12 protein-coding genes are annotated in these 14,404 nt (G+C 40.5%); 9 read left to right on the top strand and 3 right to left on the bottom strand.

What is annotated here, in order from left to right:
* Positions 1-198: 198 nt before the first annotated feature.
* The 3 genes from B3P16_RS22285 (at position 199) to B3P16_RS22275 (ending at position 3,966) form a co-directional block, all read left to right on the top strand.
* Entirely contained in the window at positions 199-1,590 is a 1,392-nt protein-coding gene (locus B3P16_RS22285) for a 3-keto-disaccharide hydrolase (RefSeq protein ID WP_286844371.1), read from the top strand.
* Between the two features lie 11 nt (positions 1,591-1,601).
* Positions 1,602-3,017 carry a Gfo/Idh/MocA family protein gene (locus B3P16_RS22280; protein WP_286844370.1) on the top strand — a complete coding sequence of 472 codons (1,416 nt, stop codon included), beginning with the start codon at positions 1,602-1,604 and terminating at the stop codon, positions 3,015-3,017.
* A gap of 472 nt (positions 3,018-3,489) precedes the next feature.
* Entirely contained in the window at positions 3,490-3,966 is a 477-nt protein-coding gene (locus tag B3P16_RS22275; protein ID WP_231585329.1) for a DinB family protein, read from the top strand.
* Positions 3,967-3,995: 29 nt separating this feature from the next.
* Here the strand turns inward: B3P16_RS22275 and B3P16_RS22270 are convergent, their stop codons facing one another.
* Positions 3,996-4,358, bottom strand: a complete 363-nt coding sequence (locus tag B3P16_RS22270) for a winged helix-turn-helix transcriptional regulator (protein ID WP_046676349.1) — start codon at positions 4,356-4,358, stop codon at positions 3,996-3,998.
* A 154-nt stretch (positions 4,359-4,512) separates the two neighbouring features.
* Between B3P16_RS22270 and B3P16_RS22265 the strand changes: the two genes are divergently transcribed.
* Positions 4,513-5,043, top strand: a complete 531-nt coding sequence (locus tag B3P16_RS22265; protein ID WP_286844368.1) for an NAD(P)H-dependent oxidoreductase — start codon at positions 4,513-4,515, stop codon at positions 5,041-5,043.
* Positions 5,044-5,158: 115 nt separating this feature from the next.
* On the opposite strand, the gene B3P16_RS22260 is transcribed toward B3P16_RS22265, so the two are convergent.
* The gene (locus tag B3P16_RS22260; RefSeq protein WP_070569450.1) at positions 5,159-5,914 is read right to left on the bottom strand and encodes an SDR family oxidoreductase; all 756 of its coding nucleotides are present in this window, start codon (positions 5,912-5,914) and stop codon (positions 5,159-5,161) included.
* Between the two features lie 50 nt (positions 5,915-5,964).
* Entirely contained in the window at positions 5,965-6,354 is a 390-nt protein-coding gene (locus tag B3P16_RS22255; RefSeq protein WP_046675721.1) for a helix-turn-helix domain-containing protein, read from the bottom strand.
* Positions 6,355-6,590: 236 nt separating this feature from the next.
* On the opposite strand from B3P16_RS22255, the gene B3P16_RS22250 reads away from it, so the two are divergent.
* The 5 genes from B3P16_RS22250 (at position 6,591) to B3P16_RS22230 (ending at position 14,185) form a co-directional block, all read left to right on the top strand.
* The gene (locus tag B3P16_RS22250; protein WP_046675722.1) at positions 6,591-7,271 is read left to right on the top strand and encodes a response regulator transcription factor; all 681 of its coding nucleotides are present in this window, start codon (positions 6,591-6,593) and stop codon (positions 7,269-7,271) included.
* 2 nt (positions 7,272-7,273) lie between these two features.
* Entirely contained in the window at positions 7,274-8,620 is a 1,347-nt protein-coding gene (locus B3P16_RS22245; protein WP_286801510.1) for a sensor histidine kinase, read from the top strand.
* 90 nt (positions 8,621-8,710) lie between these two features.
* A complete protein-coding gene (locus B3P16_RS22240; protein WP_286801512.1) occupies positions 8,711-9,982 on the top strand; it encodes a TolC family protein in 1,272 nt (423 codons plus the stop codon).
* Entirely contained in the window at positions 9,982-11,088 is a 1,107-nt protein-coding gene (locus tag B3P16_RS22235; protein ID WP_070569459.1) for an efflux RND transporter periplasmic adaptor subunit, read from the top strand. The genes B3P16_RS22240 and B3P16_RS22235 overlap by 1 nt, the downstream gene beginning before the upstream one ends.
* A gap of 1 nt (position 11,089) precedes the next feature.
* Entirely contained in the window at positions 11,090-14,185 is a 3,096-nt protein-coding gene (locus B3P16_RS22230; RefSeq protein WP_286844367.1) for an efflux RND transporter permease subunit, read from the top strand.
* Positions 14,186-14,404 lie beyond the last annotated feature (219 nt).

The raw sequence follows: 14,404 nt of genomic DNA, 5'->3' as shown, positions 1-14,404 counted from the left end.
TCGCTTATATTAATTGATATATTGTTTTACTAAGTCAATTGAATCAATAACCGATAAGTAAATATGGTCTGTCTGGTTAGAAAGTTACATGTAGTATCGTCTCCTGGCTTTCGCTAGTATAGTCTCTAACTTGTTATAATTGACGAACCAATGATGAATAAATAAACCGGGTCAATAGACTCAAGATTAAATTTTACAATGAAAAGAAATACACTATTTAAATCTGTTTTAATGGCAGCGATGGTTGGCAATGCTATTATGTCGTATGCCCAGACAGATAAGAGTAATGAGAAAGGTTGGACGAACCTTTTTGATGGAAAAACGCTAAATGGCTGGAAGTCTGTCGGCGGAAAAGCACCTTATTCTATTGAAGGTGATGCTATCGTAGGTCGAATGACAAAAGGTACACCCAATTCTTTTTTGATCACTGAAAAAGAATATGGTGATTTCATATTGGAGCTGGATGTTAAACTTGAAGGCAATGAAACAAACTCAGGTATTCAGACACGGAGCCATCTTGATCCAAAGGCTAATGATGGACGCGGACGTGTATATGGAAGGCAAGTAGAAATAGACCCCTCTGCCCGTGCTTGGACAGGTGGAATCTATGATGAGGCGCGTCGTGGATGGATTTATCCACTCGATTTAAATGAAAATGCTAAAAAAGCCTATAAAGTAGAGGAATTCAATCATATTCGAATCGAAGCCATTGGTGATGAGCTGCGCACTTGGATCAATGATATTCCTGTTGCTTATGTCGTTGATACGATCGATAGATCTGGCTTTATCGGGTTGCAGGTGCATGGTATTCCACCTAAATTGGATGGAAAGAAAGTGTACTTTAAGAATATTAAAATAAAAACAACCGACCTTAAATCAAAAGGTTTTCCAAAAGATCTTTATATCGTGAACTTGAAGCCAAACGACTTGGCTGACGCCGAAAAGAAGAAGGGTGTTAAGCTTTTGTTTGACGGTAAAACCAATAAGGGCTGGCGGAGTATACATGGCGATAAATTTCCGGAACGCGGTTGGGAAGTTAAGGATGGCCAAATGACTGTGCTAAAATCTGACGGTGGTGAATCGACCAATGGTGGCGATATCGTCACAAAAGATAAATACGCGGTGTTTGATCTTTCATTTGAATTTAAGCTTAGTCCGGGAGCCAATAGTGGTGTTAAGTATTTTGTGACTTTAAAAGAAAAATCAAAAGGATCGGCTATTGGTTTGGAATATCAAGTGCTGGATGATGCTTTACACCCTGACGCGAAGTTGGGACGTGACGGAAATCGTACCTTGGCATCGCTTTACGATCTCATTACATCCAATCGTGATGATCGCGCGCGCAGACCGATCGGCGAGTGGAATAGAGGTCGAGTTGTTGTTACAGCAGATAACAAAGTTGAACACTATTTAAATGGCATTAAGATGTTGTCTTATGAGCGGGGATCCAAAGCGTTTAAAGATTTAGTTCAGATCAGTAAATACAAAGATTGGGAAAACTTTGGCGAAGCGAAAGAAGGTTTTATTCTTCTCCAGGACCATGGTGATCGTGTTTCATTTCGCAGCATAAAAATTAATACACCGAATTAAGCCTATCTCTTATGAATCATTATTTATCGCGCAGAAGCTTTGTTAAACAGTCCGTCATCGCTGCAGGAGCGGTTATGCTGTCCAATAGTGTATTGGGGAATGTCAATTTGGCCAAACCAAATGAACGTGTCAACTTAGCCTGTGTAGGCTTGGGAAACAGGGCTGCCGACATCATTAAAGAACTCTATAAAACAGGACTCTGTAATATTGTTGCGCTATGTGATGTCGATCTTGGTGCGAAACATACGCAGGAAATTTTGGGTTTGTTTCCCGATGCACCGAAGTTTAAGGATTTTAGGGTAATGTTTGACAAAATGGGAAATCAGATTGATGCTGTAAGTGTCGGAACTCCTGATTTTTCGCATTTTGCTATAACGATGCTTGCACTGGATTTAGGTAAACATGTCTACGTGGAAAAACCAATGGCGAGAACATTCCTTGAAGTCGAACTAATGGCAAATAAAGCTCGGAAAAACCCTAAGCTTGCTACCCAAATGGGAAATCAAGGGCACTCCGAAGCAAATTACTTTCAGTTTAAAGCCTGGAAGGATGCCGGCATTATTAAGGATGTGACACGCATCGATGCGCACATGAATATGCCGCGTAGATGGCATAGCTGGGATGTAAATATAAAGGGTTTTCCTGCCGCAGAAATGATCCCCGAAACATTAGATTGGGATCTTTGGCAAATGCAGACTATTGGCCATAATTATAATAAGGATTTTGTGAATGGTCAGTGGCGCTGTTGGTATGATTTTGGAATGGGAGCGTTGGGCGATTGGGGGGCACATATATTAGATACAGCGCATGAATTTTTAGATTTGGGGCTGCCTACAGAAGTGTCCGCTGTGAAGCTCGACGGGTATAATTCCTATTTTTTTCCCATGTCTTCAACCTTGAAATTTCATTTCCCAAAAAGGAAAAAGATGCCAGCAGTCGATATCAATTGGTATGATGGACTGGATAATTTGCCACCTATACCCGAAGGCTATGGTGTATCCGGATTGGATCCCAATATTCCTGCACCTAGTACAGGGAAATTGGAACCCGCCAAACTAAATCCTGGGAAAATTATTTATAGCAAGGATTTGATATTTAAAGGTGGCTCACATGCCAGTACCTTGCAGATTATTCCAGCAGCGAAAGCTAAGGAAATGGAATCTAGGATGCCGGAAGTGCCAAAATCACCGTCAAACCACTTTGCTAATTTCTTAAAAGGTTGTAAAGGTGAAGAAAAGACCCGCTCGGCTTTTGAAATTGCAGGTCCTCTGAGCCAAGTATTTTGCTTGGGTGTAATTGCACAACGCTTGAATAGTAAGTTGATATTAAACACACAGACAAAAGAAGTGACCAATGATAAGTTTGCCAACGCACTCTTAGCCGGACCTCCACCAGCAAGAGGTTGGGAGCAATATTATAAGATGTAAAGGCCATTAAATGGGTATATAAAAGAAAGGGCAATGTTTACATTGCCCTTTTTATGTTTGAAATGAAAAGCCTTTATAACCTATCCTACTATTATTGGGAAGATGGGCCTGCTTTTTTCTCGATTCCATGAGATGATAAAGGATGATGGAAGATTATAATTTTTTCAGTCATTTATAAAAAAAAGGTTTTCAAACGGGGAGAATGAAAACCTTAAATAACCAATTATAAACCTAAATTATGATGATACAAATGTAAGTGTATTTACTACACTATGCAAATTTATTTTAAAAAATAATTGAATCGATTTTAAACAAGCTATAGGAAGTAGCTATTTTTATAGGAGTAAACTGTATTTTTGACGAAACGGACTGCTATCTGCATTCTTTTTAAACGCTGTAGCTTTATGGATTTTAAAAAGCATCCGCGTAGACTTTTAGCTATTTTAAAAGCATGGAAAATTTAGAAGTATGGATGCGTGGACCTATTGAAGGAGTTCCCGCTCTTCTCCAACCTGTTGCGCATGCACTTTTACAAGTTGAAGAAGATGTTTTGAAGTATACCGCACAAATATCCTCAGCGCAGCTTTGGACAAAACCGGGTGGCAACGCCAGTATAGGTTTTCACCTGCAACATATTCGTGGAGTAATCGATCGCATGTTTACTTATGCCGAAAATAAATCCTTAACGGATAAACAATTTGACGACCTCCGTCAGGAAGGTCTAGAAGATAGTGCTTTGAGCGTGATATCGCTTGTAGAAAACTTACATCGGCAGATTCAGCAATCTTTGCAAAAACTGGCGTTAATTGATCCGGACACCCTGACTGAAGTGCGTTTTTTGGGTAGAAAACGGATCCCTACGACGTTGATTGGTTTGTTGTTCCACGCTGCAGAGCATGCACAGCGTCATGTCGGCCAATTACTGGTAACAGCACGATGTATGAACTAAAAACAACCTTTAGTTCTGTCAGCTAAAGTCTAAGATTTTTGAACCTGTTGTAACTTCTCTCCCCATTTCCCTAGTTCTCGAATAATTGGTTTGAGTTCATATCCCAGTGCAGTCAGCTCATAAAGTACACGTGCCGGGACTTCTGCATATACAGTACGTTTAATAATGTTATCATCTTCTAGCTTGCGCAATTGTAAGGTGAGCATACGTTCAGTGATACCCGGTAAACATTTTTTGATTTCAGAATAACGTAGCGCGCCATTGATGAGATAGCAGCATATGGCTAGAGCCCATTGACCACCAATCACATTAGCGGCAAAAACTTCGGGGCAATTATGCTCAAGTTGCTTTTTATTTGAAAAGTTAGTGGAGCTCGTCTTGATTTTAGTCATACGCACATTTTTTATAGTACCTAACATTGGGTTACAGATAAGCCAAAATAGGAATTATGTCGCTATTTTTAAATCATAGTCCTGTCGTTTATTAAAACTGCCGCTACGAATCGGCTAAATGTGGTGACTTGTGCATATATAGATACATAATAAAATGAAAACATTAATAGTCGTTATTCACCCCAATTTTGCTGCTTCCGTCGTAAATAAAAGTTGGGTTAAGGCCTTGGAAAATCAACCTGAGTTGTATGACATCCATCAATTGCACCAAGTCTATGCTGATGGTAAAATTGATGTCTTGGCCGAGCAGCAGATGATAGAGAAATATGATAAAATTGTCTTTCAATTTCCCTTTTATTGGTTTAATTGTCCGCCGTTTTTCAAGCAATGGCTGGATGAAGTGCTTACCTATGGATGGGCTTATGGTAAGAACAGTGGCTACAAATTGGAAGGAAAGAAAATTGCATTAGCAATTTCTGCTGGGATAGACGAGCAGGAGTATAGGGAGACAGGAAAGTATAAATATAGCATGGATCAATTAACAAGTCCTTTTGAAATTACTTTTGATTATGTTAAAGCGGATTATCAAAAACCTTTCGTCTTTTATGGAGTTGAAAAAGAGTCATCTACCGCATGGGTAGAAGAGGGCGTCACGCGCTATCTCCGTTTTTTGGAGCAACTCTAGTTAATAAATATCATGGCTTGTTTATTGTTGCTTAGCTTTTGTGATATACGAATCAATCCAAAGAAATAGGCTTATCAAGAAAGCATCTTTCTCAAGATGCTTTCTCTTTGTTGTTTTACCGTGTTGTATAACCACCATTGGCAAAAATGGTCTGCCCCGTTATCCACCAACCATCGGTGACCAAGAATTCCACCAAAGGCGCAATGTCTTTTATATCGGTTAGCCCACCTAATGCTGAAGCAGATTTATGGTAAGCAACAGCGTCTTCGCTTTCCTGTCCATAGAAAAATGGCGTATCCATTGGCCCCGGGGCTACAGCAGTAACCGAAATTCCCCGTTCTCCAAATTCTTTTGAAGCAGCTCGCGTAAAATGCTCTACTGGAGCTTTCAGTCCTTCATAAGTAGAGTATAATCCCGTATAGGCCGCCAATAATGAGGTAACAATCGTACAGATTTTGCCATTTGCATTCAGTTTTTTACCCGCCTCCCGAATAAAGAAATAAGCAACTTTTGAATTGATGTCACTCATGCTGTCATATTCTTCGACCGTGGTATCCACAATTGGCTTTTTCAATACTTTACCGACCGTATTAATGGCGATATCTACGCCACCAAACTGCTCAATTGCGACATCAAAAAGTTTCGTGATATGCTCAATTTTTGTCAGGTCCGCCTGCACTAATATTGCTTCTGCCCCCGCGGATTTGACAGCTTCCAGAGTTTGTTCAGCGTCTGCTTTGGTATTTTCACTATTGTAATGGATCACCAGCTTTGCCCCTTGAGCCGCAAAATCCCGACTTAACAATCCGCCAAGGTTTTTTGCACCACCAGCGATAAGGACAACTTTTCCTTTTACATCATTTCTTGCCATAATAATTTAAATTTTGATTATAGCAAATCTCACAAATGTTAAGGAACCTCTTATGGTGAACTTTTCGCTTTTTTCAATTGACGAAATTGTGATGGCGACATGCCTTCATATTTTTTAAAAAATTTGGTGAAGTTGGACGGGTCGTATGTCAGCATCTGTGCAATTTTCGCAATGGTCAGATCGCTATTAATGAGTAGGTCTTTGATACAAGCTAATATTTTTTGTACATAAAAATAGCAGGGGTGATTTCCGGAAGTTTCCTGTATAATCTTGATAAGATGCTTTTGTGAAACACAGAGTATGTTGGCGATATCCTGAAGCTCCATCATATCTATGCTGTCTCCACGAACCAATTCCGCTAAATGACGATCTAAAAAGTTAAAATATTGAATCGTAATCTCTTCACTTCTTTTTCTATTGGAGAGCAATGCTGTGTTCATTTTAATTCCTTTCCGAATTGTTAGGTTAAATATAAACAAATAATACTGGACGTAATATTTTTTACCTGAATAATCGAGAATTCCGCATAATGGACTCGTCAACGTTATAGACAAAGATTTTTATCCTCGACACTGCTCTTGATCACCCGAACGATTAATTTGTAAATTCGTATACTTGTAGAATTCTAAGAGAAATTCGTAATTTTTATAATCCCGCATAAAAATAAACTGAGTATATGCAGATACTTTTAGTAGAAGACGATCGCCGTATTAGCAGCTTTGTTGTTAAAGGTCTAGAAGAGATGGGCCACAAGGTCATTTTGGTTGAATCTGCGGAAGCGGCACGTGAATGGATCAATGCGGATTCATTGGACATTGTCGTACTTGATATTATGTTGCCCGGAATAGATGGTATACAATTTACGAAGATGATCCGATATCGAAAAAATCATATTCCAATATTGATTTTAAGTGCCTTAGGAGAAGTTGAAGATAAAGTCGAGGCCTTGGAAAGTGGTGCTGATGATTTTCTTGTCAAACCCTTTTCCTTTAAGGAATTGGTTAGCCGTATCAAAGCCTTGGTACGCCGCGACAATTATAAAAACGTACCAAAGGATAGCTGCGTAGAAATTCATGATTTAAAAGTGGATCTTGAACGGTATGAAGTCCATAAGAATGGTAAAAATATCGATCTATCACCTAAAGAATTTAAACTGTTGAAGTATCTGATCGAAAATCGCAATAAAACCCTTTCAAGAACAGCGATCTTACAGGCCGTCTGGGGAATTGATTTTGATAATAATACCAATGTTGTCGATGTATACGTTTCTTATTTAAGAGGTAAGATTGATGCGGGGAGTGATACCTCCATTATCAAAACGGTGAAAGGGGTAGGTTATATGCTCACAACGGACTGACCATGAATTTAAAGATTCGACTCACACTCTTTTCTACCTTGGTATTCACCATCATTTTTGGGCTTGCAACGCTAGTCATCTACTGGATATTTTATAATTCTTCTGAACGACATCTGATAAGCTCGCTGGAAAAAAATGCGAAGATAGCCGGTATTTATTACCTTGAAGCGGACGAACAGAGCCCGCTAAAGCACATGGAATCCAAAAATCAATATGAAAGTCTGGTCAAGCGCGCGATGGTAGCCGTTTATAACGCAGCGGGGAAGGTGAGTTATGGTGGTATGCGGTTTGATAATCAAATTAATACAGATTTGCTGAACCAGCTGAAAACAGACAAAACGGTTTATTTTAAAACAGCCGATAGCTTTTATTTTGGTTTGTATTATCCCGATAATCAGGGCGATTTCTTTGTGTTTGTCAAAGAGTCCAGCGCAGATTTTGATCATCAGTTGAACCGTTTACTCATTACGCTTGTCTTTGTTTTTCTCATTGCATTGATTAGTATTGCCTTGTTGTCGGTCTGGCTGAGTAAGTATGCTTATCTGCCCATTCGTAAAGTGATCCAAGAAATTCAGCATAAAGATTTAAGTACCATTCAGGAGCCCTTGACCGCCATAAAAACCAAGGATGAACTCCAGGATCTGATTGAAAGTTATAATGCACTCCTACGTCGGATCAGTGAAAATATGATTATCAGAAAGAACTTTGTAAGTTATGTTTCCCACGAGTTCCGAACGCCTTTAGCGGGTATCCTGGGCTCAATGGAGGTCTTCGGCGCAAAAGTTAGAACGGAGGAAGAATACCGTGAACTGGCCGAAACCATTACCGAGCATGTGAATTTTCTGAATCAGCTTATTGGTAATTTTCTATTACTGACCGAAGATCAGGCCCTGAAACGTTCCCTGGAAACCTTTCGTATCGATGAGATCGTGTGGGACCTTGTACCTAAATTTTCGAGATCATTTGCCGTACCCCTGAAAGTCGATATAGAGGTCGACGAGCCACAATACTTTAATTTTCGGGGCAACAAGATGCTCGTCTCCCTTTCGATCTCTAATTTAATCGAAAACGCACTGAAATATGCAAATGGGCAAGAAGTGCTTATCCGAATGACCAGTGCAGCTGGCAGACTGTCTTTACAAATTATAGATCACGGCATCGGTATCCCAAAGGCCGAACTGGAGTCAGTGAAACAGACTTTTTATCGTGGATCAAATGTCGGTCAGGTGAAGGGTAGCGGCATCGGTCTCTCATTTGCGCAAATCGTTTTTAAGGATCAGGGCGTAGACTTTGATATTCGCTCGAACCATCTGGGAACTACCGTATCACTGCTATTCCCTAAATTCTAATCCTTTTCTAATCTCTTCTAATTAAACTTTAATTTAACCTAAAGTTGCCTGTAATCTCTGTCCGTTAGTTTTGTGGAAATTCAAAATTAAGTGAGAAAGCTACGTATTACATTATTTTTACTTCTTGGCCTGAGTAGCAAACTATTTTCGCAGGAAGCGGTTGAAAGCCGTTTACGAAAATCGGAGATTGAACAGGTGTTCCTTGCGCATAACCTGAGCTTAATGGCACAACGTTTTCATATACAACAGGCTGATGCAGCAGTACTTCAGGCAAAGCTCTGGCCCAATCCAACGATCTCAATCTCAGAGGTCAATCTTTGGAAAAATTCCAGCAGCGAATCCTTTCCTGCGCTGATCGGTCATTATGGTAAATATCAGCAGCTGGCTGTTGAGCTGGAACAGACGATCGAAATGGCCGGGAAACGGAAAAAAAGGGTGCAATTGCAGCTTTTGGAAAAAGAGAATGCCCGGCTTCAATTTGAAGAATTATTGCGGAATTTGAAATATGATCTCCGGAGCCAATGCCTCGAACTACAGATCTTACAGGAAAAAGAACAATTATACAGTAGTCAGGTCGATATTTTTCAGACCCTAGCGAAGTCCTTTCAAAATCAATGGAAAGAAGGCAATGTGAGTGAAATGGACTATCTCAGGATTGAAAGTGAGTCGATAGCATTTGGGAATAAACTCAATGAAATCCAGCAGGAAAAAATTGCAAAAATGAATGCAGTTGCAAGCTATCTAGGAGATAAGGGGGCTGCACTTTACATTTCGGATACGATAGGTATGCCGCTTTTTCTCCTGGGGACGAAACAGGAATGGAAAATGATGGCCCTGGAAAGCCGAAGCGACTATAAAATCATCCACAATAACTGGAAGAAAAGTAATGCGCAGTTGGAAATCGAAAAAGCAGAACGTACACCAGATCTCAAAGTATCGATGAATTATGACCGGGGCGGAAATATCATGCGCGATTTTATAGGCCTGGGTGTTGCTATGGATCTTCCTTTATTTAATCGAAACCAGGGCAATATCAAAGTTGCTCAACTGGAACTTGAGAAAAACAAAGTTGAAATCGCACAATTTCGTATCGATATTGAACGAGAGATCGAGTTCCTTTCGGCGCGTTTGAGCAATCTCGAATCGAGCTTGAAAACGATGGATACAGGCTTTGATCGTAAACTGGATGTCGCGCTTGAACGCTATGTCCGCAATTTTCAAGAACGACGGTTGACCATCGTTGAATTTATAGACTTTATCAATAATTACATGGAAAACAAAGAATCAATATTGGAGCGCAGGGCAAAATACCTTCAGTATAAGGAAGAATTGACGTATTTAATCGGAAAGGACATTGTCTAATGAAAGGGAACTTTTTAATGCCACTGACACTCCTGTCCATATGTTTATTGTGGAGCTGTCAATCAACGAAAAATGAAGAGCAGGTTACGCCGCCAACTAAAGGTTTTTGCCTTAGCGCAGATTTCAAAAACCAAATTAAAATTGATTCGATTCAGAAGCGGGCGGTATTTGAACAGATCGCTTTAAATGGGGTCATTCAATACGATCAGGATGAGCTTGCTGCACTAAAGAGCCCGATACCCGGTATCGTGCAGTCTGTCTCCGTCAAGATGGGTGATTATGTGGAGAAGGGACAGATTCTCGTATCGCTTAAAGGGACCTCGGTCAATGATTTAGGAAAGGAGCTGCGTGAGCTGGAGAATAGCAAGCGCTTGGTGGAGAGTAAATTGGCAAGTCTTCGCAGTCTACTGAAAGATGGTATGGCTTCCCAACGGGAACTAGAAGAGATGGAAAGCGAATTGAAAGCCACACAAATCGGAATACGTCATGTAAAGGCCAATATGAACCTGCTCAATGGATCATCAGAAAATGGTCTATTTTACATCCGTGCACCCAAAGCGGGTTATATAGTTGATAAAAAGGTGAGCCCTGGTATGACAGTGGGTGATGATGCCGAATTACTTTCAGTAAGTAAACTGAATGAAGTATGGGTTTCGGTCAATATTTATGCAAATAATTTACCTTTTGTGAAAAATGGTGCGCCTGTCAAAATCACCACGTTAGCCTATAAAGGGGAATCTTTTGATGGCTATATTGATCAGGTAGCCAATTTCTTCGATCCTGAAGAACGTGTCGTCAAGGCGCGTGTAAAGTTGTTGAACAAAGACCTGAGGTTAAAGCCGGGCATGAGTGTGGATGTATTGGTGGAAAAAGCTGTTTCAGGACAAGAACAGCAGATGCTGGCTATTCCCAAAGATGCCATCATTCTGCATAATAACCAGAATTTCGTGGTGCTGTACAAAAATGACTGTGATCTGTCCGTAAAGCCTGTGGATATTGTTGCTGAGAATGAAACCTATGCTTTTGTCAAAACAGGAATAGCCGAGGGAGATCAGGTGCTGACAGAGAATGAGCTGATTGTATTTGATGAATTGATAAATAGATAGGATGAAGAAAGTTGTACAAAATATTGTTTCGTTTTCATTGAAACACTCCTTGGTCGTCCTATTTTTTACGTTGGCATTATTATTCGGCGGGATATACGCCTACCTGCATACACCGATTGAAGCTTTCCCCGACGTCACCAATACACGGGTCAGGATTATCACACAATGGCCGGGACGTAGTGCTGAAGAAATCGAGAAGTTCGTCACATTACCGGTAACCAAAGAGATGAATACCATCCCAAAGAAAACGGATGTTCGTTCGATCTCCTTGTTTGGCTTATCCGTTGTAACGATCCAATTTGAGGATGGTGTAGAGGACTTTTATGCCCAGCAGTATGCGGGTAATAAGATGCGTTCCATCGATTTGCCGGACGGCGCGGAAAGCTCCATCGAACCACCTTCGGGTGCTACCGGAGAAATTTTTCGCTATGTACTGAAGAGCAATCTTCCGATTAAAGAAGTTTCTGCCATTCAAGATTGGGTGATCGAAAGGGAACTTGTGGGGGTGCCAGGTGTGGCGGACGTCGTGAGTTTTGGGGGGGAGGAAAAGATCTATGAAATAAAGATCAACCCAACAGAGCTGGCGAATTATAACTTGTCGCCACTGGACGTATATGAAGCCGTATCGCGTTCGAATATCAACGTCGGTGGGGATGTGATCCAGAAAGGAAATCAAGCCTATGTCGTTCGTGGGGTAGGTTTATTGGATAAGATCGACGATATTGGTAATATTTTGATCAAGGTGGTCGGCAATACACCGATTCTAGTCAAACATGTAGCCGAAATAGAACTGGGCGCAAAGCCACGACTTGGCCAAGTGGGACTCAATCAGGAAGATGATCTTGTACAGGGAATAGTCATTATGCTGCGGGGAGAAAATCCTTCGGCTGTCGTCACAAGGCTAAAGGCAAAAATCGAAGAGCTAAACCAACGTATTTTACCCGAAAATGTCAAGATTGAACCCGTTATAGATCGTACTAAACTGGTGAATAATACCGTGCATACGGTTTCCAAAAACCTGATAGAAGGGGTTATTCTGGTTTCGATTATTGTCTTTATCTTTTTGAACAACTGGAAGACAACCTTTATTGTTGCCTCGGTCATTCCACTGGCTTTCCTCTTTGCGATTATATTATTGAAAATACAAGGTTTGCCGGCCAATCTGATTTCAATGGGGGCGTTGGACTTTGGACTCTTGCTCGAAGGAACATTGGTAATCGTCGAGACTGTTTTTGTCTCTTTGGAAAAAGAGGCCCATCGGCTTGGGACGGAACGCTTTAATAAAATCTCCAAGCTAGGGATCATAAAAAAAAGTGCAGGTTCTGTTGCAGGGTATATCTTTTTTGCACTATTGATTTTAATTGTCGCACTGACTCCTATTTTCTCTTTTCAAAAGGTGGAAGGAAAAATGTTCTCACCATTAGCCTTTACGCTCGGTTACGCCTTGTTGGGGTCCTTGATCCTGAGTTTGACCTATGTGCCTGCGATGTGTAAATACTTATTAAAAAAGAACATCAAAGAAGATGAAAATAAGATCACTAAAGTCAGCCGTAATGCCATTTTTAAAGGTTTTAAAAAGGCTTTTGACCATCCAAAATGGACATTGTCTATTTTTATGGTTGTCTTGTTCGTCTGTATGTTCCGGTTTAGCCATTATGGTTCCGAGTTTCTTCCAAAATTGAATGAGGGTGCAATCTATGTTCGCGCAACCTTACCCAATAGTGTCAACCTGGAAGAATCGGTGAAGCTGACCAAAACAATGAAAACAAAACTGATGAAGCAGTTTGACGAGATCGACTTTATAATGACACAGACAGGCCGTCCCAATGATGGCACGGATCCAACAGGCTTTTTTAATATTGAATTTAATATTGAATTGAAGCCCGAGGGGGAGTGGAAACGTAAACTTTCCAAAGAGAAATTGATCAGTCAGATGCGGGATAGCCTGCAGACTTTTCCTGGAATCAACTTTGGCTTTAGCCAGCCGATTCAGGATAATGTGGAGGAGTATGTGGCCGGGGTAAAAAGTCCACTAGTTATCAAAATCTTTGGTGAAAACTTACAAGATTTAGAGAATAAGGCCAATAAGTTTGCAGAGTCACTAAAAAAGGTCAATGGCATTACGGATGTCAATGTTTTTAAAAATATAGGTTTGCCAGAACTCCGCATTCAACTGCATGATTCAAAAATGGCTAAATATGGCGTTTCAACCAAAGATGTGCAGTCCGTGATCGAAATGACTATCGGGGGGCAATCTGTGACACATTTCTACGAAAATGAGCGGATCTTTGATGTTCGCCTGCGCTTCCAAAAATCATACCGCGACAACCCCGAGAAGATCGGAAATATCATTATTCCGACGATGAATGATCAGAAAGTACCCCTACGGGAGATCGCAACAATAGATTATCATACCGGGCCGGCATTTATTTACAGAGAAGGGAATTCCCGCTATATTGGTGTTGGCTTCAATATTGAAGGTCGAGATTTGGGAAGCACAATTGCCGATGCGAAAAAACAGATAGAAAGAGATGTGAAACTGTCCAAATCCTATAAGGTCGTCTGGGCTGGTGAATTCGAAAGCAAGGAACGGGCAACAAAACAACTGATGAATGTTGTGCCAATTTCGTTGATTTTGATCTTACTCTTGCTGTATGCCAATTTTGGTAATGTCAAAGATACGCTGATTTCTTCACTGACCCTCGCCTTTGCTTTTATTGGTGGATTCATTTCCTTGTGGATTACTGGAACGACATTTGGAATTTCGGCCGGTATCGGATTTATTATTCTCTTTGGCGTAGCCACGATTGATGGTATTGTCTTAATCGGGATTATGAAAGAAAATCTGTTGAATAAAATGCGCTTGAAACCTGCTATTTATGAAGCTGTCAAAAGCCGGATCAGACCCATCTTAATGATTGCATTAATGGGGGCGATGGGCTTATTGCCAGCTGCACTTTCAAACGGTATGGGGTCTGAAATTCAAAAACCCCTGGCGATTATGATTGTTGGTGGATTGATTATTTGTATGATTCTCTCGTTTTCAGTACTACCTATTGTTTTTTACTTCGCTTATAAGAAGGAGAACCGCGATTAGTTACCCATTTTTAATTATTATATACGATACAAAGGTTGCCTGTCCGACAGTGCAACCTTTGTTATTTTTAACATGCAGCTGTACGTTTCGTAATAGCGATCCAAAGTTGAAGCGAATAGCGATATATCGTTTACATGCTATTTTGTGTAAATCTTGTTATAAATGTTGAATTTACATTTAAGTTCCTTAAATTAAGCCTCAACATAAAAAGCACTTCGT

The sequence above is a fragment of the Sphingobacterium sp. UBA7631 genome (genome assembly GCF_002483935.1).
Classification (GTDB): domain Bacteria; phylum Bacteroidota; class Bacteroidia; order Sphingobacteriales; family Sphingobacteriaceae; genus Sphingobacterium; species Sphingobacterium multivorum.
The sequence above is the reverse complement of the archived record's forward strand: the minus strand, read 5'-3'. Positions and strand labels throughout refer to the sequence as shown.